The organism is Streptococcus ratti FA-1 = DSM 20564 (assembly GCF_000286075.1).
In the GTDB taxonomy this organism is placed as follows: Bacteria; Bacillota; Bacilli; order Lactobacillales; family Streptococcaceae; genus Streptococcus; species Streptococcus ratti.
On record NZ_AJTZ01000002.1, the window covers coordinates 74719 to 94907 of the forward strand.

A 20189-nucleotide genomic window follows, 5' to 3' on the forward strand; every position below is an offset into this window, starting at 1 on the left:
GCCCGTCCAGATAAATCACGTGATTTTGCACATGAAAATGAGGATGGGCCAAAACAAAGTAAAAACAAGAAAAATCGAAATAAGCAAAACCAAGTGAGAAACCAAAGAAATAGTAACTGGAACAAGAAAACTAAAAAAGGCAAACATAATCGCAATCATGACAGCAGTCCAAAACCTGTGACTGAGCGTAAATTCCATGAATTGCCTAAAGAATTTGAATACACAGAAGGCATGACGGTGGCTGAGATTGCAAAACGTATCAAGCGTGAGCCGGCAGAAATTGTAAAAAAACTCTTTATGATGGGTGTTATGGCAACCCAAAATCAATCTTTGGATGCTGATACGATTGAACTGCTCATGGTAGACTATGGTATTGAAGCGCATAAGAAGATTGAGGTTGATACAGCCGATATTGAGCGTTTCTTCGTTGAGGATGATTATCTCAATCCGGAAAATATGGTTGAGCGTGCGCCAGTTGTAACCATTATGGGGCACGTTGACCATGGTAAAACTACTCTTCTTGATACTTTACGTAATTCCAGAGTAGCTACAGGAGAAGCTGGCGGTATTACTCAGCATATTGGTGCTTATCAAATTGAAGAAGATGGTAAGAAGATTACCTTCCTTGATACGCCCGGACACGCAGCCTTTACCAGTATGCGTGCGCGCGGTGCTTCTGTCACAGATATTACTATTCTTATTGTAGCAGCAGATGATGGTGTTATGCCTCAGACAATCGAAGCTATCAATCACTCAAAAGCAGCTGATGTTCCAATTATTGTTGCGATTAATAAGATTGATAAGCCTGGTGCTAATCCTGAGCGTGTCATTGGTGAGTTAGCTGAACATGGTGTTATCTCAACAGCCTGGGGCGGAGACTCTGAATTTGTTGAAATTTCAGCTAAGTTTGGTAAAAATATTGAGGAACTTCTGGAAACAGTCCTTTTAGTGGCTGAAATTCAAGAGCTTAAAGCAGACCCAACAGTCCGTGCTATCGGTACGGTTATTGAAGCCCGTCTTGATAAAGGAAAAGGTGCGGTAGCGACTCTTCTTGTACAACAGGGAACGCTGCATGTGCAGGATCCAATCGTTGTCGGAAATACTTTTGGACGTGTACGTGCCATGACCAATGACCTTGGCCGCCGTGTTAAAGTGGCTGCTCCGTCAACACCAGTTTCTATCACTGGTTTAAATGAAGCTCCGATGGCGGGTGATCATTTTGCCGTTTATGAAGACGAAAAAGCTGCGCGTGCTGCTGGTGAAGAACGTGCCAAACGTGCCCTGCTCAAGCAACGTCAATTAACGCACCGCGTTAGTCTTGATAATCTCTTTGATACGCTTAAAGCGGGTGAAGTTAAATCAGTTAATGTCATCATTAAGGCAGATGTCCAAGGTTCCGTTGAAGCTCTTGCTGCTTCTCTTTTGAAGATTGATGTTGAAGGCGTTAAAGTCAATGTCGTTCACTCAGCTGTTGGTGCTATCAATGAATCAGACGTTACACTCGCTGAAGCTTCTAATGCGGTCATCATTGGTTTCAATGTTCGTCCAACACCGCAAGCACGTCAGCAAGCCGAAGCAGATGAAGTTGAAATCCGCCTCCATTCAATCATTTATAAGGTTATTGAAGAAGTTGAAGACGCTATGAAGGGGATGCTTGACCCAGAATTTGAAGAAAAAATTATCGGTGAAGCTCTTATTCGTGAAACCTTCAAGGTTTCTAAAGTGGGAACAATCGGCGGCTTCATGGTAACCAGCGGTAAAGTCACGCGCGATTCCAGTGTCCGTGTTATCCGTGACGGTGTAGTCGTCTTTGATGGTAAATTAGCCAGTCTAAAACACTATAAAGACGATGTGAAAGAAGTCGGCAATGGCCAAGAAGGCGGATTGATGATTGAAAACTACAATGACATTAAAGTTGATGATGCGATTGAAGCATATATCATGGAAGAAATTAAACGTTAATTCCCATTGAGACTAAAGTCTCTAATGGGACTACGGCAAGCTCTATGGAGCCTTGCCTAAACGTTACACTAGTCTAAAACTTTTAGTATTATCGACTAAAAGTTTTAGCCGTCGAAACGCTTGGTTCTCCGCGAGACTAAAGTTTCTAATGGGACTACGGCAAGCTCTATGGAGCTCTTTCCAAACGTTACACATTATAAATGAATAAAAGCTAGGCTTGCTTAGCCTAGCTTTTTCGAAATAAGTAGAAAGGATATTTTATGGCTAATCATCGCATTGACCGTGTTGGTATGGAAATCAAACGTGAAGTCAACGAGATTTTGCAAAAGAAGGTCCGTGATCCGCGCGTTCAAGGAGTAACGATAACGGATGTCCAAATGCTGGGTGATCTGTCTGTGGCTAAGGTTTACTATACTGTTATGAGCGATCTGGCCTCTGACAGACAAAAAGCGCAGCTGGGTCTTGAAAAAGCAAAAGGAACCATCAAGCGTGAATTAGGGAAAAACCTAACCATGTACAAAATTCCAGATTTGACATTCATCAAAGATGAATCTATCGCCTATGGTAATAAGATTGACCAAATGCTTAGGGATTTGGAAAAAAGAAATTGAGCAAACAAAAACGATTTTTCCCTTTGTTTGTCAGCTGCTGCAAAAGCAGGTAATAGGTGTCGAAGCCTTCGTGAGGATTATAAGTCCAATGAAGGCTTTTTCTTTTGTTTCCTAGTATCAAAAAGACTTGAAGCGAATGTCGTGAACGGCCCCAAATATGTCGTGAATGGATATTTTATTGAGAAATCAAGAGCTATTTTTCCCATTTACGACATATTTGATACCATTTACGACAATCGTCACACAAACGGATTAAAATAAGCTATACTATAGGTGTTTCTTGGCCAAGGGATAAGATAAAAAATGAAAGAAGAGTTTTGTTATGAATACAAAGGCATTTGAACAATTTGAAGCAATGGATAATCAAGTGCTCGCTACTGTTGAAGGAGGCGGAGCCGTAGGAGTAATTGGTGGTTGTGTTGCTGGTGGTCTTGGAGGAGTTTGGCTTGCTGGCCCTGTTGGTACTGTGTATGGTTGTGCAGCAGGAGTAGGTTTCTATAATGGTTATAAACACTAAGAAAAAAGGAGGAGAGAGTGATGGAATCTAATACAACATTCAATTATGTAGACTTAACCGATGAAGAACTTCAAGCTATTAGTGGTGGTGGAGCCAGTTTGAAAGGGATAGTGCTTGCTTATCAAGTAGGTTATATGGCTGGTGAAACTGTTTATAATATTTTGCATTGAATACAGACTTATAAATATAAGGGGCTTTCCCCTCTTTACATTTATAGTAAAATAAATAGATGTGGTAGTATAAGGAAGAATGCAGATGGGAAAAAGAGAACAGCAAACAAAAGTTACTCATCTTCGGGCAAAGAAAAAAAGGTTAACGATTTATGCCATTTGTTTGATTGCAGCAGTTGGCATGAGAATTTATATAAGCATAGCAAGTAAAACAAGCTTTATTGATGGGAGTTTACTTATTATACTCCTAATATTTCTTAGTGAATTAATCGAATGGATTGTTCTCAAAATCAAAAAATAGATAGTTTGTCTGTGCACGGATTCCAAAAAAGTTGGACAAATAGTAATTAGAAGGATTTAATTCTGCATTGAACAGGATTAAGTCCTGTTCTTTTGTTTTGAGCTGTTTATTGTTGACAATTGTAAACAAAAAGAATACAATATATCTACAAATGTCAACGAGAGGAGCTTAAATGACAACTATTTCAAATGCAGAGTGGGAAGTGATGCGCGTTGTCTGGGCCAAACAGAAAACAAGCAGCAGTGAAATCATTGCTGTACTGAGTCGGGCCTATCGTTGGTCTGCTTCAACGATTAAAACGTTAATCACTCGTTTATCAGAAAAAGGCTATGTAACCAGCCAGCGTCAAGGAAGAAAATATATCTATTCCAGCTTAATTTCAGAAGAGGAAGCTCTGGAGCAGCAGGTGTCGGAAGTTTTCTCACGCATTTGTGTCACGAAGAATCAAGCTTTGGTGAAACATTTAATTGAAGAGACGCCCATGACTTTGTCTGATATTGAAGACTTAGAAGTTTTGTTATTGTCCAAAAAAGCAAATGCCGTCCCTGAAGTTAAGTGTAATTGTATTGTCGGGCAATGTTCTTGTCACGAACACTTGGAGGTGATGTCACAGTGAGTGAAGAAGTATTTTTGATTGACGGCATGACCTGTGCCTCCTGTGCGCTGACCGTTGAGAATGCAGTCAGAAAACTGGATAATGTGGACAGTGCAGTAGTCAATCTGACCACGGAGAAGATGACGGTTGATTATGATCCTGCCAAGATTTCTGAAGCAGAGATTGAAAAAGCTGTCGCTGATGCGGGCTACGGAGCCAGCGTCTTTGACCCAGCTACAGCTAAATCTCAAGAAGAGCGTCAGGACGAGGCAACACACACCATGTGGCGCAAATTCCTCTGGTCGGCACTGTTTGCTGTGCCTTTGCTTTATCTGTCCATGGGCTCTATGATAGGTATGTGGGTGCCAAGTTTCTTGGATATGTCCCGCCACCCTATGATTTATGCGCTGGTGCAGCTGGCTTTGACCCTGCCTGTCATGTACTTTGGCCGCCGTTATTATGACAATGGCTTTCGCTCGTTTTTTAAAGGGCATCCCAATATGGATTCCCTTGTTGCTTTAGCGACAACAGCGGCTTTTCTTTACAGCCTTTACGGAACCTATCATATTTATTTGGGGCATGTTCACTATGCCCACCATCTCTATTATGAATCGGTAGCTGTTATTTTGACCTTGATTACTTTGGGGAAATACTTTGAAACTCTATCTAAAGGCCGGACGTCAGATGCTATCAAAAAGCTGATGCATTTATCGGCAAAAGAAGCCATTATCCTTCGCGATGGCAAAGAAGTCCGCATTCCGATTGAAGATGTAGAAATTGGTAATCATATCTTGGTTAAACCGGGAGAGAAGATTCCGGTTGACGGCCGCGTACTTTCTGGTCGTTCTGCTATTGATGAGTCCATGCTGACAGGAGAATCGCTTCCTATCGAAAAAACAGCGGACAGCCCAGTTTACGGCGGTTCTATCAACGGTCAGGGGAGTCTTGTGTTTGAAGCAGAAAAGGTTGGCAGTGAAACTTTGCTGTCTCAGATTATTAAGCTGGTTGAAGATGCCCAGCAGACTAAGGCTCCTATTGCCAAAATTGCTGATAAGGTTTCGGCAGTTTTTGTCCCAGTTATTATCGCAATTGCCCTGCTGACAGGACTGTTTTGGTATTTTGTCATGGGACAGGATTTCACTTTTTCAATGACAGTCAGCGTAGCTGTTCTTGTTATCGCCTGCCCTTGTGCCTTGGGTTTAGCAACGCCGACCGCTATTATGGTAGGTACAGGCCGGGCTGCCGAAAATGGGATTCTCTATAAGCGCGGAGATGTGCTGGAATTAGCTCATCAAACTGATACAATCGTTTTTGATAAGACGGGGACCATCACTCGGGGCAAGCCGGAAGTTGTTAACAGTTTTTCATACAGTTCTCATTCGTCTGTACTGCAGCTGGCAGCGTCCTTAGAAGCTCTGTCTGAGCATCCTTTAAGTCAGGCTGTTGTTGACTATGCCCGAAAGGAAGGAAATACTTTGCTTGACGCTGAGGATTTCACTTCGCTAACAGGCTTTGGACTCAAAGGCCGTGTGGCCGGTACAGAGCTTTTGGTGGGCAATGACAAGCTCATGCTGCAAAATCATATTTCTCTTGAACAGGCTCAAAGCGATTTTAAGGGGGCAACTGCTAAGGGACAAACGCCGATTTTTGTTGCAGGTGACGGTCAGCTTTTGGGTTTGATTACCATTGCGGATAAGGTCAAGCCTGACAGTAAGACGACTGTCAAAACGTTGCAAGATATGGGACTTGAAGTGGTCATGCTGACTGGTGACAATGAAGAGACGGCTAAGGCGATTGCCAAAGAGGTCGGCATTACTTCTGTAATCAGTCAGGTTCTGCCGCAGGAAAAAACACAAGCTATCCTTGATTTACAGGCCAAAGGCAAGAAGGTTGCCATGGTTGGAGACGGCATCAATGACGCTCCGGCGCTTGCGACAGCGGATATTGGAATTTCGATGGGATCCGGAACAGACATCGCTATGGAATCAGCAGATATTGTCCTGATGAAACCGGCTATGCTTGATATTGTCAAGGCGCTCAAGATCAGCCGAGCGACCATTATTAATATCAAAGAAAATTTATTCTGGGCTTTTATTTACAACATTTTATCCATTCCGATAGCGATGGGTGTGCTTTACCTCTTTGGTGGACCGCTGCTTGATCCCATGATTGCGGGCCTGGCTATGAGTTTTAGTTCAGTTTCTGTTGTTGTAAATGCCCTGCGTCTTAAAATTGTAAAATTGTAAAGGGAGAACAATCATGGAAAAAACATATCATATCAACGGTTTAAAATGTCAGGGCTGTGCTGACAATGTCATCAAACGTTTTTCAGAGTTAAAAAAAGTGGACAGCGTCAAAGTTGACCTCGATAAAAAAGAAGTCACCATAACAGGCAGCCCCAGCAAATGGTCTTTAAAACGTGCTCTAAAAGGAACAAAGTATGAATTAGGAGCAGAAGTTTAGTAGTTTTAAGGAATGATTTAACAAAAAAGAAAGCGAGAAGGTAGACTGTCAGTGCAGAAATTTTCTCGCTTATTTTATGCTGAAAAATAGTGAATAGGCAGCTGTATTATGGGATGTGCTATTTGCTTAAATATGGTAAACTAGACAGTAGATTGATTTAGGAAAGGTCGTCATTATTGTGCTTAAATTAATTGCTATTGATATGGATGGGACGCTCTTAGACAGTCGAAAGGAGCTTTCCCAAAGAAATATTGATGTCATTCAGGAAGCGGCTCAAAAAGGCCATAAGATTGTCATTTGTACCGGCCGCATTCAAAAGGGAGTGGAGCCCTACTTTGATCAATTAGAGCTGAAGGCAGAGGAAGAATATGCTGTTTTAAATAACGGCTGTTCTCTTCACACGATCCGTGAGGACTGGCAGCTCCTAAGTTATCATAACCTAGACTTTCATGATGTGCAGTATCTCTACAGCCTTTTAGACGGCTATCCTGAAATTTACCTGACCTTGATTGCTGATGTGGATTATTTGGTACTTGCTGATGAAGTACCGGATTTGGTGGCTTATGATGCCAGCTTAGTTTTCACAGAGCCCAAGCCGGTTTCTTTGGCAGAGGTAAAAACAGCAGACAAACCAGTTTTTCAGGCCATGTATATGGGAGAGCCTGACGTCTTAGACACCTTTCAGGCTGACCTTGAAGCAGAATTGGCCGACAAATTTAGCATGGTTAGAAGTCAGCCTTATCTTTTCGAAGCCATGCCCAAGGGCATTACCAAGGCAAGCGGTTTGAGGGAATTGGCTCAAAAATTAGATGTAAAGGACAAAGATATTGTGGCCTTGGGTGATGCGGCTAACGATCTTGAAATGATGAAGGCAGCGGGCTTCAGCATTGCCATGGGAAATGCTGCTGAGGATATTAAAAAAATTGCAGATGCCATAACTAGTTCAAACGACGAAGCCGGTGTAGCTGAAGCTATCCAAAAATATGTCTTAAAAACGAAAGAGTAACTTACTGACCACGGGAATTGTCTGTTCTTTTTAGCTTGGAGCAACTCTGTTAGAAAACTGCCAGGGACTTTCTGCTAATAACACTGGCCTTAAATAAGGCTTTGCTTTAAGAATGGGACGAAAGTGAGACAGACACAGCTGACACCCGCAGATGATGTGATTGATCTAACCAGCTGTGCGAAAGAGGCCTAAGCTTATCCAGTAAATGATTTCTGCCCAAATCTAAAAATAAAAGAGTGAGGAAAAATCAAGCATTTCAAACATTTGATTTTTCCTCACTCTTTTTTATAGTTTTCGGGAGGTCTGCTGGTGTTTATAAATGGCCAAAAGTGTTGACAGACTGATGAAAATATCCATACAAACAGCGGGATAGACCTTGATGGTGATATCATAGACCAGCCACAGCAGCATGTTTTCTATGATGAGCCAGCGCAGAATCTGCATTTTAGAAGTTACAAAGGTTGTTAGGGTATAAGACACCGAAGAGATGATAGGCAGATAACCAATGAGACCTAAATTATTAACATAGCTGCCTAGGCTGATTTGAATTAAGACCAGACAAATGGTGATCCATTTGCTGTTTTTTTCTTTGATAATCAGTGTGTTTCTGATGATGGAGATGCTGATAGTCAGGGCACCTGTATAGCCGCCTAAAAGGAGGTTGGCTATAATGGTAAAAATATAATCGCTGATTTGCCAGATCAGCATCTGCTGCTTATTTTTGGTAAAAGAAGAATAGGCCAGGCAAAAAGCGCCCAGACTGGAAAAGATCATTGCTATAGGAAGTCTCATTAATCATCACCGCTTTATTGTTGAGATGAACACAGAAGAAGCTTTCATGTGTCAGTACTCCTTATTATAAGGAAAAGAATTCAAAAAGCCAACCCCTCACCCCTCATCCCGCTCGTGAGTTCTGCCTAGGCAAAATTTCATTTTCCTTATTCAGCGTCTTATCCTTGTATTTTGACCTCTTGTCCAAAAAGCTGAGATTTTTGAGTGAGCTTTTGTTAGACTGTAGTCAGATAGATAAGAAAGGAGTTCATTATGCTACTCACAACTCAAAACCTCGTAAAAACTTACGGCAAACATATTGCGGTTAATAATCTCAATGTGGACATTGAAAAGGGGAGCTTTACCGCTATTTTAGGCCCTAATGGTGCAGGGAAATCTTCTACGATCCAAATGCTCATCGGCCTCTCCCAGCCTGATGCCGGCAGAGTCATTTACACTCAAAAGGCAAAAATCGGTGTGGTTTTTCAAAACAGTGTTTTAGATGATATGCTGACTGTTAGAGAAAACTTACACATTCGGGCGCGCCAGTATAAAGATATGGCTCCTAAAAGAATAGAGGAACTTGCTGACAAACTAGGGCTGACGCCTTTTATCAATCAAGCTTACGGAAGCCTGTCAGGAGGGCAGAAAAGACGTGTTGATATTGCGCGTGCTCTGCTGAACAACCCTGATATTCTCTTTTTGGATGAGCCGACAACTGGCCTTGACATTCAGACTCGGCAGGCGATCTGGGATTTGCTAAATCAGCTTCAGGAAAGAGATAAGATGACTATTGTTTTAACAACTCATTATCTGGATGAAGCAGACAGTGCTGATATGGTCTATATTGTTGATCACGGACAGGTGATTGCGCAGGGAACAGCCAGTTTCATCAAGGGAAAATATGCCCAAAATATCCTTAAACTGCACAGTGAACAGATGAACAATCTTCTCGATCATCTGCGGGATGACAGTCTGATTGAGCAAGTCGGAGAAAATGAAGTCATTTTAAGACCTGAAACGGCCGAACTTGCTATGGATATTCTTAGCAGCTGCCGAGGGTTAATTCACAATTTTGAATTTCGTCCCGGCACAATGGATGATGCTTTTATGACCTTAACTGGACGGGAGGTACGTTAAATGTTAGCTTTAATAAAACGCAATTGTATTCTTTATTTCCGCAATCGCAGCGGTGTGATCTTCTCGCTTATGGGAGCCCTTATTTCTTTTATTCTTTATCTGGTTTTTCTCAAAGACAATATTGAATCTTCTTGGTCGCGTATTGATGATACCAATCAGCTTTTAGACACTTGGCTGATGGGAGGAACACTGGCTATTACAGGGATTACCACTACCTTATCCAGTCTGTCTCAGTGGACAAAGGATAAGGAAAGCCATGTACGCCAGGATCTCCTCATTACCGATCTTGGCTACTGGCCCTTGTCTTTCAGCTATATTCTCAGCGCAGCCTTTATTGGTTTTGTCATGCAGCTGATTATGCTTGCTATTATGGGAAGCTACTTTTATATGGCGGATCAGGTCAGCCTTTCTTGGTCTGTGTGGCCTCAGCTCCTTGCTGTCATGCTTTTAAATACTCTTATCTCAACCCTGCTTAATGCTCTTTTGGTCAGCCGTATGGGTTCAGTCGATAATCTCGGCAAACTGGCGACTGTTTTTGGGGCTGCCTCAGGTTTTCTTGTGGGAACTTACGTTCCGATCGGTGCACTTCCGGATTTTGCGCAGACCCTGATGAAATGTACACCGGGAGCTTATATCGCTTCTTTATTCAGACAGGTGCTCATGGCAGATACCCTCAAAAATAATTTCAGTCAAAGCAGCGCCAGAGAGCACTTTGAAAAGCTAATGGGAATACGCTTAGATTGGCAGGATTTATTGACAAATGTTCAGACCTACTATATAGTGGTAGGTATCTTAGCGATTGGACTTGTTCTGTTCAGCTTACAAAATGCTCTGATGCAGCGCCGAGTCCTTGTTTAGAGAGGAAGATTAGGTGGTAAAAAGTCAATTTGAGCTGGATTCGTAAATTCCGGCCCACACTCCCCTTGTTTTGGTCAAGGCAGCAGAAAAAACGGACGATATTCAGCGGTTGCTTGATTATATTAATAACTATCAACTGACTGCAAGCACTGTTGTTCCTATCAAGAGTATGGACAAAATCATCATGCTCAAACTCAGTGAAATTATATTGGCCGATGTCAGTCAAACAACCCTGAAAATTTATACCTTAAAGGGCGTTTATACGACAACAGAAACACTGGTTCATTTTTTAAACCGGCTGAATAAATCTAATTTTGTTCAGATTTCAAAGCATGCCCTGATTAACCTTGACCATCTGGAATCGCTGTCTGACAGTTTTTCAGGAAATATGATGGCCAAGTTAAGCAACAATATTAAGTCCAGCGTGAGCCGCAAGTACGTCAAACTGCTGATGGCTCAGCTGGGACTTTAGAAAGGAAATCGGGATGAAAAAAGTATTCAGTGCTATGCTGTCAGGACTTCGTACAGGCAGTCTTGCCTACCTCTTGGTCCTTCTTTTGGATATTCAGCAATCACCAGCCAGCAAAAGCAATATTATTAGTATTTTAGTCATGAGTGCTGTCATTGGACTTGTCAGTCTGATATTCGAAAGTGAGCGCTTCTCATTTCTGCTGCTTTTGACTGTCCACTGTTTAACCACTTTTGCCCTTGTTTCAGCTATGATGATTTACAATGGCTGGCAGGAAGTTCTAGTTCTGCCGCGGTTTTGGCTTGATTATTTTTTAATCTACGTGCTTATATGGGGCATGGTACGTTTGGATATCTACCTCAAAACTCAAAAAATCAATCAAGCTTTGTCAAAGCGCCACCAGTCAAAAAATCAGGAGCAGTAAACTCCTGATTTTTTATTTATAAAGCCAGAAATTTACTGTATAATATAAAGGAAATGGAGGCATTTTTTGATGACAAAATATATTAAAGCTGATAGCTTTTTTTACCCCTATGAAGTTAAGGGAAGCGGTTTTCTGGAAATTACAGATGGCTGTTTTGGACAATGGCAGAGCGAAGTGCCGCAGGAAGCCGATATTATTGACTGTACAGGCTATTCAGTAGCACCGGGTTTGGTTGATACCCATATTCACGGCTATGCCGGGGCTGATACGATGGACAATAGCGGAGCTTCTCTGGAAAAGATGAGTCAGGCTTTGCTTGCGGCCGGCGTAACAAGCTTCTTACCGACAGCCTTGACAGCTTCATTTGAGAAACTGAAGGCCATTTGTCAGACCGCAGCAGAATTTGCAGGTCAAGAAACAGGGGCTAAGATTCAAGGCCTTTATTTTGAAGGACCTTACTTTACGGAAACCTATAAAGGAGCGCAAAATACAGCTTATATGCGCAATCCCAGCTGTCAGGAACTGGATGCCTGGCTGACAGCTAGTCAGGGCCTTTTAAGGAAGATAGCCATCGCACCGGAGCGAGAAGGCAGCGAAGAATTCATCCCTTATGCCAGAGAAAAAGGGGTGACAGTCGCTTTGGGACACTCCAACGCGACCTATCAGCAGGCTGTTGAAGCTGTTGAAGCGGGTGCCAATGTCTGGGTGCATGCTTATAATGGCATGCGAGGGCTCAGCCACCGCGAACCAGGCATGCTAGGAGCTGTTTACAGCCTGCCCAACACCTATGCGGAGCTTATTTGTGACGGCCACCATGTAACACCGGTAGCCTGCGATATTTTGATGAAGCAAAAGGGGCATCATCAGGTAGCTCTCATTACTGACTGTATGAGTGCCGGAGGCCTTGCAGACGGGGATTATATGCTGGGAGAATTTCCGGTTATTGTGGCAAATGGCACAGCACGGCTTAAGGAGGGCGGCAATCTTGCAGGATCCGTTTTGGAGCTAAAAGACGCTGTCAAAAACGTTGCTGACTGGGGGATTGCCAACAAAGCTGAGGCTGTTCGTATGGCCAGTCTCATTCCGGCAAAATCAGTTGGCATTGATGATCGATGTGGTCAGATTAAGGCCGGGCATCAGGCTGATTTTATCGTTTTGGACCATGATTTGAACCTTATGGCCACCTATTTGGGCGGTGAAATAGCATGGAAAAAGGCTTAAAATATTATTGTTGAGAAAAGCTGCAAAAAGTTCATAACAAAGTTTCGTTAAGCTTTAATTCCGGAACTATTTCATTCTCTGACGATTCGTTAGACAATTTCATCATTTTTTGCTATAATAGCTGTCGTGAAAGAGTATCATTTCAGAATCTTTTTCAAGCGAGTCTGGGTCGGTGCAAGCCAGATATGAGATTGGAATGATTGGAGCTTTCTTTATTACTGTAATCCATATAAAATGAAGTAAAAAATTAGGGTGGAACCGCGTTTCAGACGCCCCTATGTCAGTTGGCATGGGAGGTGAATGGACGTGGTTCTTTTGATTTCCTAGCGCTAGCGATTTTACAACAAAAGGAGGACGACATGTCTAAAAAACTAACCTTCCAAGAAATTATTTTAACCCTGCAACAATTCTGGAATGACCAGGGCTGTATGCTCATGCAGGCCTATGACAATGAAAAGGGAGCTGGGACTATGAGTCCTTATACGTTCCTGCGAGCCATTGGACCAGAGCCGTGGAATGCCGCCTATGTAGAGCCTTCCCGCCGTCCTGCAGATGGCCGTTATGGCGAGAACCCCAACCGTCTTTATCAGCATCACCAGTTTCAGGTAGTCATGAAACCTAGCCCGTCAAACATTCAGGAACTCTATCTTCAAAGTTTGGAAGTGCTAGGCATCAATCCTTTAGAGCATGACATTCGTTTTGTTGAGGACAACTGGGAAAACCCGTCAACAGGATCTGCGGGTCTGGGCTGGGAAGTATGGCTGGATGGGATGGAGATTACCCAATTTACCTATTTCCAGCAAGTCGGTGGTTTAGCAACTCAGCCCGTCACAGCCGAAGTCACTTACGGCTTGGAACGTCTAGCTTCTTATATTCAGGAAGTGGACTCGGTATATGAAATTGAGTGGTCGCCAGGAGTCAAATATGGCGAAATTTTCAAGCAGCCAGAATTTGAGCATTCCAAATACAGTTTTGAAGTCAGCGATCAGGAAATGCTGCTTGAGAATTTTGAGAAATATGAAGCAGAAGCCAAGCGCTGTCTTGATGAGCACTTGGTGCATCCTGCCTATGATTACGTGCTCAAATGTTCGCACACATTCAATTTGCTGGATGCCAGAGGCGCCGTATCTGTTACCGAGCGCGCCGGCTATATTGCCCGTATTCGCAATCTTGCCCGTATCGTAGCTAAGACCTTCGTAGCTGAGCGCAAGCGTTTAGGCTATCCGCTGTTGGATGAGGAAACCCGAGCACAACTCTTAAAGGAGGACGCAGAATAATGACGAAAAATTTACTAGTAGAGCTTGGACTGGAAGAAATGCCTGCTTATACTGTCAAGCCAAGCATGAAGCAGCTGCGGCAGAAAATGGGACAGTTTTTAGATGAGAACCGTCTGTCGTTTGAAAAAATCGAAATGTTTTCAACGCCTCGCCGTTTGGCTGTCCGCGTGGTTAATTTGGCTGATCAGCAAAGTGACTACTCTGAAGATTTCAAGGGACCGTCTAAAAAAATTGCTCTGGATGCTGACGGCAACTTCACTAAAGCAGCCCAAGGTTTTGTGCGCGGCAAGGGTTTAACCACGGCTGATATCGAATTTCGCAGTGTAAATGGCGAAGAATATGCTTATGTGACGAAAAATGAAGCTGGAAAACCGGTCAAGGAAGTCCTTACGGGCATCATTGATGTGCTGAAATCACTGACTTTTCCTGTCAATATGCATTGGGCTAACCATACCTTTGAATATATCCGACCTGTTCATACGCTTGTGGTGCTTTTAGATGATGAAGAGCTAGATCTTGATTTTCTTGATATTACTTCCGGCCGCACCAGCCGCGGGCACCGTTTTCTGGGCAAAGCAGCACAAATTGCTTCAGCAGATTCCTATGAAGAAGACCTTGAAGCAGAATTCGTTATTGCCAGCGCTGCTAAGCGTGAGGATATGATCATTGAGCAAATCAGAAACATTGAACAAACCTACAATGTCAGTGTTGAAATCGATGAAGATTTGTTAAATGAAGTCCTCAATCTGGTTGAATATCCGACTGCTTTTATGGGCCGTTTTGATCAGAAATATTTAGAATTGCCCGAAGAAGTCTTGGTAACCTCGATGAAAACGCATCAGCGCTACTTTGTTGTCTGTGATCAAGCGGGCAAGCTTCTGCCAAATTTTATTTCCGTTCGCAATGGTAATGATCAGTTTATTGATAATGTTATTAAGGGAAATGAAAAAGTTCTTCTGGCGCGGCTGGAAGACGGTGAGTTTTTCTGGCGGGAAGACCAAAAACTGCAGATTGCTGACTTAGTAGACAAATTAAAATTAGTTACATTCCATGAAAAGATTGGCTCCTTGTATGAGCATATGATGCGAACTAAGAGCATTGCGGCTTATCTGTCAGACTTATCAGATTTGACAGAGGAAGAAAAAGCGCAGGTAGAGCGTGCAGCCAGCATCTATAAGTTTGATCTTTTGACAGGTATGGTAGGTGAATTTGATGAACTGCAAGGGATCATGGGTGAAAAGTATGCTGTCTTAGCTGGAGAAAATCGGGCTGTTGCGGCTGCTATCCGTGAGCATTATCTGCCGACCAGCAGTGAAGGAGAACTTCCTGATACTAAGGTTGGGGCAATTCTTGCGATTGCTGATAAGTTAGATACTCTGTTATCCTTCTTTTCAGTCGGTCTCATTCCAAGCGGCTCTAATGATCCTTATGCGCTTCGCCGTGCTACCCAAGGAATTGTTCGTATCTTGGATAAATTTGGCTGGGAAATTCCGCTGGACGATTTGATTGCTAATTTGTATCAGCTGAATTTTGACAGTTTGGTCTATCAAAATCAGTCCGATGTTATGGACTTTATCCGCGGCCGTGTTGAGAAAATGATTGATGCGTCTGTACCAAAAGATATTAGAGAAGCAGTGCTTGATAGCTCAACTCACATTGTTCGTTTGCAGGTTGAGGCGGCAGCAACGCTGACCGAAAAATCCAAGGATCCTAATTTTAAAGTTTCTGTGGAAAGCCTCTCCCGCGTCTTTAATTTGGCCGAAAAAGCAGGCAACCAATCAGTAGATACCAGCATTTTTGAAAATGACCACGAGCAAGAGCTCTACGATGCTGTGACGGAACTTCATTTTACAGAAGACATGACAGAAAATGTTGACAGACTTTTTGCTCTTAGTCCGATTATTGATGCCTTTTTTGACCATACCATGGTTATGGCAGAAGATGAGGCTGTCAGAAATAATCGTTTGGCCCTTCTTGCTGCTTTAGGAGAAAAAGCTAAGACCATTGCGGCCTTTAATGAGATTAATACGAAATAGGAGAAGATTTATGGAACAAGCCAAAATTGACCGCATCAATGAACTGGCCCGTAAGAAAAAAACAGAAGGGCTGACCGGTGAAGAAAAAGTTGAGCAGGCCAAACTGCGTGAAGAATATATTGAAGGCTACCGACGGAGTTTCCGCCATCATATTGAAGGCCTCAAAATTGTAGATGAGGAAGGGAAAGATATTACGCCTGAAAAGCTCAAAGAAATTCAGCGCCAAAAAGGTATTCACGGCAGAAAACCGGGAGATAAGAGCTAAAAATCATAAAAAGACAGCAGTTTTCACAATGACTGCTGTCTTTTTATTGACTATTAATTTAAAGAGCAGCTTGTTTGGACTCTAGAAATCACGTTAGGCTAAAATCTTCTTATTTTTGAACTTATCCAGTTAAAAAAAGCAAGAGCAGCAATTGTTACATCACATAGCCCTCACTTTTTTATAAACAGCAAAATCGTATTGATCTGACAGAAGTTTTAACGGTTAAACCTGCGCCCTGCTAAGAAACTAAGGCTCATCAGAATGACTCCCATTCCTAAAACGGCTGGCAGCAGAGAAACTTTATTTCCCGTTTCAGGAAGCAGGTCTGCCGCCTTGGCTTGAGAAATTGTTTTAGCCGTTTTTGGAGAGTATTGGGTTAAGACAGGAGCCGGACTCATTGCTGCTAAGCCGTTGCCTGGGTTTGGCTTTGCAGCCTGCGGTATATTTGGTATAGGATAGGCTGCGGCGGGCTCTGTCCTATCGTCATCCGGCTGCTGAGGGAGTTCCCGGTCGCTGTCCTTTTCAGCAATTGGCGGCTGAGAATCATTAGGAGCAGCTTTTTTAGCAGCAGGAGTCCTGTAATGGAAGGTGGTATTTGGCAAAAACTTGACAGGTCTGCCCTTGTAGTAGAGGACCCAGTTGCCGTCAGTATCTTTTTGAGAAGAAAAATCCTGTTCATTAGAGGTGCCTCCTGTGCCTCCAAAGATGAGCTCAGCATACCATGACTGCTCTTCGCCGCCCTGTCCGTCAGCAATGCCAACTCCCATAGCGCTGCCAGAGGCAGAAAGAATACTGACAGCATGGCCAAATGATTGCAATCCGTCATTTGGGTCGTTTAGGATGTTGAAATAATCAGCAAACCAGTTAAGGGCGAGGCAATAAGCGGTTGCTTGATCTGATGCAATAGTTTGACCGGCAGCATTGGTTCGGCGCAGATTATTGTCCATATGCCCGTTTTCTTCATACCAGGTCATGCCTTGAGGAAAGGATAAGGTCGTTTCGTGTTCCAGACCATCAGATTCTGCCGCTTCTTCATTGGCTCGGGCCTGAGCAAAGTCCTGCATCACCTGATTAACCGGAGGAACAGGAAAATCAATGCCGTTAATCTGACGAAGTTCTGTTAAATATTGGTTGAGATACTTAGCAATTTCTGCAGTGTCAGGCTGATAAGGCTGACTGGGATCATCAACCGTGACGTATTCATCTCTTGTGCCATTGTAAACAACATCTGCTACCTGAGCAATTTTACTGACGGATTTCAGCTCATCATTAAAATTGACCCTATCATAAACAGCGCCTGCCTTCTCATCAGCACTGGTTTCTTGCTTGTCAGCAGCAGAGGTACTTGCTGCTGTCTGAGCGGCAGCCTGCGCAGGCTGAGCGCTTGACTGCTGGGTTTGAGCAGGCACTGTTTCTCTTGCTGTATCAGCAGCAGTATCTGCTGTATTTGTCTGCGGGCTGTCTGCAATTGGAGCGGTCTGCTCAGCTGTGCTTGTTTGAGGAGTTTCTGCTGTATCAGCAGCCTGCGGAGCAGTTTTTTGGGAAGGAGAGCTAAGATCAGCGGAATCAGATGCAGCTGTTTCTGCTTGTTTTACAGAAGTGCTGGCTGCCTGTATCAGTGTGTCAGCTGCAGGAGGCTGTGCTTCTGTCAGCTGAGCAGTTTCTGGCGCTGTTTGTGCCAAGCTGTCATCGGCTTTAGCAGTTTCGGCAGCTCCTAAAGCAATAACAGCACTTGCTAAAATAGCACCGCACAGTCCCAAGGCCTTATTTTTACGTTTACTGAAAATTTTCTTTTGCATAAATCTACCTTTCTTTTTCTTTTAAATAAATGATTTTGGACAGTCCTGCAATCAAAAATTAGCTTATCATTAGTTTGATAAAATTTAGAAAAAATCCGATTGCAATTAGATTACACTTTTTTGTAAATCTCCAAAAAATGACCGTGAAAATCTTAAATATTCTCTTAATATCAGTGCATATTTAAAATTTTTATAGTATAATTTTTCTTATGAAGCGGAATTTTGAAACGGTTAAACGTCTAGTCATTAAAATTGGAACAAGTTCTCTTGTTCTGCCAAATGGCAAAATCAATCTTGAAAAAATTGATCAGCTGGCCTTTGTTATTGCCAGTCTTATGAATAAGGACAAGGAGGTCGTCCTGGTATCATCCGGTGCTGTGGGATTTGGCTTAGATGTTCTGGGGCTAGACAAACGTCCGGCTGAAATAGCCCAACAGCAGGCAGTGTCAAGTGTCGGTCAGGTGGCGATGATGAGTCTTTACTCACAGATTTTTTCGCACTATCAGACCAAAGTCTCGCAAATTCTGCTGACGCGGGATGTTATCGAGTATCCTGAAAGTCTTGCCAATGTTATCAATACCTTCGAAACTCTTTTATCCATGGGAATTGTACCGATTGTCAATGAAAATGATGCGACCAGTGTTGATGAAATGGATCATGCAACTAAGTTCGGCGACAATGACCGCCTGTCGGCTGTCGTTGCTAAGATTACTGAGGCAGATTTACTGGTCATGCTGTCAGATATTGACGGTCTCTATGATAAGAATCCCACCATTTATGAGGATGCTGTTTTGTATGGGCAGGTATCAGAAATTACAGAAAGTATCCTTAAATCTGCCGGCGGTGCCGGCAGCAAATTTGGGACAGGCGGCATGCTCAGCAAGATTCAAAGTGCCCAGATGGTGTTTGACAGCAAAGGACAGATGGTTCTTATGAACGGTGCCAATCCGCGTGATATTCTGCGCATGCTGGACGGCGCTAATCTAGGAACATGGTTTATCCAAAAAGGAAACGAGGTGGACTGATGAGCTATATTGATGAATTAGGCCAGCAAGCTAAAAAAGCCAGCTTGAATTTGGCTAAGCTGGCAACAGCGGAAAAAAACCAAATACTTAGACAGGCAGCAGCAAATCTGCTGGCACAGACTGATGATATTTTGGCTGAAAATGCGCGAGATCTTGCAAGCGCTAAAGAACATGGTATTTCTGAGATTATGACAGACAGGCTGCGTTTGGACCTTGCACGTATTGAAGGAATCGCCGAGGGTATCCGTCAGGTAGCTGATCTTCAGGACCCAATCGGTCAGGTTGTTCGCGGCTATACCAATCTGGATGGTCTTAAAATCGTTCAAAAACGTGTGCCTCTGGGAGTCATTGCTATGATCTTTGAAAGCCGTCCCAACGTTTCGGTTGATGCTTTCAGTCTGGCTTTCAAAACCAGCAATGCGATTATTCTGCGGGGCGGCCGGGATGCCATTAATTCCAACAAGGCTCTTGTCAGGGTTCTTCGGGAAACGCTGTCTGATTTTGGAGCAGATGCCAATGCTGTACAGCTGGTTGAAGATACCAGCCATGCAGTAGCTGAAGAACTGATGCAGGCTGTGGATTATGTTGATGTCCTGATTCCGCGCGGCAGTAGCCGTTTGATTCAGACGGTTAAGGAAAAATCCAAGGTGCCTTTCATTGAAACAGGCGTTGGCAATGTACATATCTATGTTGATGAGTCTGCCGATCTTGATATGGCTGTTAAAATTGTTATCAATGCCAAAACGCAGCGTCCAAGTGTCTGCAATGCAGCTGAAAGCTTGGTTGTCCATGAAAAAGTAGCTCAGGACTTTCTTCCTAAGTTAGAAACCGCTATTAGTCAGGTTCATCCAGTAGAGTTTCGAGCCGATGCCAGAGCTCAGGCTATTTTCAAAGAATCTAAACCAGCTAATCAGGAAGATTATGCAAGGGAATTTTTAGATTATATCATGTCTGTGAATATTGTTGATAATATTGATGAGGCTATTGACTGGATTAATACTTACAGCAGCCATCACTCGGAGTCTATTGTCACGACAGATATTCGCTCTGCTGAACATTTTCAAGATAATATTGATGCGGCAGCAGTCTACGTCAATGCGTCAACTCGTTTTACCGATGGTTTTGTTTTTGGTCTGGGAGCAGAAATCGGAATTTCAACTCAGAAAATACATGCCCGCGGTCCTATGGGGCTGGAAGCTCTAACCAGCACTAAATTTTATATCAATGGACAGGGACAAATCAGAGAATAAGGATGAACAGGAAGCTTGCTGGACAGCAA

21 protein-coding genes are annotated in these 20189 nt (G+C 43.1%); 19 read left to right on the forward strand and 2 right to left on the reverse strand.

What is annotated here, in order from left to right:
* The first annotated feature begins 177 nt into the window (after positions 1–177).
* From infB to SRA_RS00475, 9 genes are all read left to right on the forward strand, one after another.
* Entirely contained in the window at positions 178–1962 is a 1785-nt protein-coding gene (gene infB / locus SRA_RS00440) for a translation initiation factor IF-2 (RefSeq protein ID WP_425505403.1), read from the forward strand.
* Between the two features lie 260 nt (positions 1963–2222).
* Positions 2223–2573 (forward strand): 30S ribosome-binding factor RbfA, encoded by a 351-nt coding sequence (gene rbfA, locus SRA_RS00445; RefSeq protein WP_003086344.1) that lies wholly within the window; start codon positions 2223–2225, stop codon positions 2571–2573.
* Positions 2574–2895: 322 nt separating this feature from the next.
* The gene (locus SRA_RS00450) at positions 2896–3090 is read left to right on the forward strand and encodes a Blp family class II bacteriocin (RefSeq protein WP_003086346.1); all 195 of its coding nucleotides are present in this window, start codon (positions 2896–2898) and stop codon (positions 3088–3090) included.
* A gap of 17 nt (positions 3091–3107) precedes the next feature.
* A complete protein-coding gene (locus SRA_RS09850) occupies positions 3108–3260 on the forward strand; it encodes a bacteriocin (RefSeq protein WP_126417904.1) in 153 nt (50 codons plus the stop codon).
* A gap of 85 nt (positions 3261–3345) precedes the next feature.
* Entirely contained in the window at positions 3346–3561 is a 216-nt protein-coding gene (locus tag SRA_RS00455) for a hypothetical protein (RefSeq protein WP_003086350.1), read from the forward strand.
* Between the two features lie 172 nt (positions 3562–3733).
* The gene (locus SRA_RS00460; protein WP_003086352.1) at positions 3734–4177 is read left to right on the forward strand and encodes a CopY/TcrY family copper transport repressor; all 444 of its coding nucleotides are present in this window, start codon (positions 3734–3736) and stop codon (positions 4175–4177) included.
* Complete coding sequence (locus SRA_RS00465) at positions 4174–6402, forward strand: heavy metal translocating P-type ATPase (protein ID WP_003086354.1); 2229 nt, start codon at positions 4174–4176, stop codon at positions 6400–6402. Before SRA_RS00460 ends, SRA_RS00465 begins: the two co-directional genes overlap by 4 nt.
* A gap of 13 nt (positions 6403–6415) precedes the next feature.
* Positions 6416–6619: a copper chaperone CopZ gene (copZ, locus tag SRA_RS00470; protein ID WP_003086356.1), complete on the forward strand. Its 204-nt coding sequence runs from the start codon at positions 6416–6418 to the stop codon at positions 6617–6619.
* 178 nt (positions 6620–6797) lie between these two features.
* Complete coding sequence (locus SRA_RS00475; protein WP_003086358.1) at positions 6798–7625, forward strand: Cof-type HAD-IIB family hydrolase; 828 nt, start codon at positions 6798–6800, stop codon at positions 7623–7625.
* A gap of 285 nt (positions 7626–7910) precedes the next feature.
* Here SRA_RS00475 and SRA_RS00480 read toward each other — a convergent pair whose 3' ends face one another.
* Positions 7911–8417, reverse strand: a complete 507-nt coding sequence (locus SRA_RS00480; RefSeq protein WP_174267022.1) for a YgjV family protein — start codon at positions 8415–8417, stop codon at positions 7911–7913.
* A gap of 252 nt (positions 8418–8669) precedes the next feature.
* On the opposite strand from SRA_RS00480, the gene SRA_RS00485 reads away from it, so the two are divergent.
* The 8 genes from SRA_RS00485 to SRA_RS00520 all read left to right on the forward strand — a co-directional run bounded on the left by SRA_RS00485 (position 8670) and on the right by SRA_RS00520 (position 16086).
* Entirely contained in the window at positions 8670–9536 is an 867-nt protein-coding gene (locus tag SRA_RS00485; RefSeq protein ID WP_003086361.1) for an ABC transporter ATP-binding protein, read from the forward strand.
* Positions 9537–10394 carry an ABC transporter permease gene (locus tag SRA_RS00490; RefSeq protein WP_003086362.1) on the forward strand — a complete coding sequence of 286 codons (858 nt, stop codon included), beginning with the start codon at positions 9537–9539 and terminating at the stop codon, positions 10392–10394.
* 46 nt (positions 10395–10440) lie between these two features.
* The gene (locus SRA_RS00495) at positions 10441–10866 is read left to right on the forward strand and encodes a LytTR family DNA-binding domain-containing protein (protein ID WP_037609853.1); all 426 of its coding nucleotides are present in this window, start codon (positions 10441–10443) and stop codon (positions 10864–10866) included.
* A gap of 13 nt (positions 10867–10879) precedes the next feature.
* The gene (locus SRA_RS00500; RefSeq protein WP_003086366.1) at positions 10880–11287 is read left to right on the forward strand and encodes a DUF3021 domain-containing protein; all 408 of its coding nucleotides are present in this window, start codon (positions 10880–10882) and stop codon (positions 11285–11287) included.
* Positions 11288–11356: 69 nt separating this feature from the next.
* Positions 11357–12508: an N-acetylglucosamine-6-phosphate deacetylase gene (gene nagA / locus SRA_RS00505; RefSeq protein ID WP_003086368.1), complete on the forward strand. Its 1152-nt coding sequence runs from the start codon at positions 11357–11359 to the stop codon at positions 12506–12508.
* 359 nt (positions 12509–12867) lie between these two features.
* Positions 12868–13785, forward strand: coding sequence for a glycine--tRNA ligase subunit alpha (gene glyQ, locus SRA_RS00510; RefSeq protein WP_003086370.1), 918 nt, complete (start codon positions 12868–12870; stop codon positions 13783–13785).
* Positions 13785–15821, forward strand: coding sequence for a glycine--tRNA ligase subunit beta (gene glyS, locus SRA_RS00515; protein ID WP_003086372.1), 2037 nt, complete (start codon positions 13785–13787; stop codon positions 15819–15821). Before glyQ ends, glyS begins: the two co-directional genes overlap by 1 nt.
* A gap of 10 nt (positions 15822–15831) precedes the next feature.
* The gene (locus tag SRA_RS00520) at positions 15832–16086 is read left to right on the forward strand and encodes a DUF896 family protein (protein ID WP_003086374.1); all 255 of its coding nucleotides are present in this window, start codon (positions 15832–15834) and stop codon (positions 16084–16086) included.
* Between the two features lie 215 nt (positions 16087–16301).
* Here the strand turns inward: SRA_RS00520 and SRA_RS00525 are convergent, their stop codons facing one another.
* Positions 16302–17885, reverse strand: coding sequence for a putative cross-wall-targeting lipoprotein signal domain-containing protein (locus SRA_RS00525; protein ID WP_003086375.1), 1584 nt, complete (start codon positions 17883–17885; stop codon positions 16302–16304).
* 209 nt (positions 17886–18094) lie between these two features.
* On the opposite strand from SRA_RS00525, the gene proB reads away from it, so the two are divergent.
* Complete coding sequence (gene proB / locus SRA_RS00530; protein WP_003086378.1) at positions 18095–18910, forward strand: glutamate 5-kinase; 816 nt, start codon at positions 18095–18097, stop codon at positions 18908–18910.
* The gene (locus SRA_RS00535) at positions 18910–20160 is read left to right on the forward strand and encodes a glutamate-5-semialdehyde dehydrogenase (protein WP_003086381.1); all 1251 of its coding nucleotides are present in this window, start codon (positions 18910–18912) and stop codon (positions 20158–20160) included. The genes proB and SRA_RS00535 overlap by 1 nt, the downstream gene beginning before the upstream one ends.
* The last annotated feature ends 29 nt before the right edge of the window (positions 20161–20189 follow it).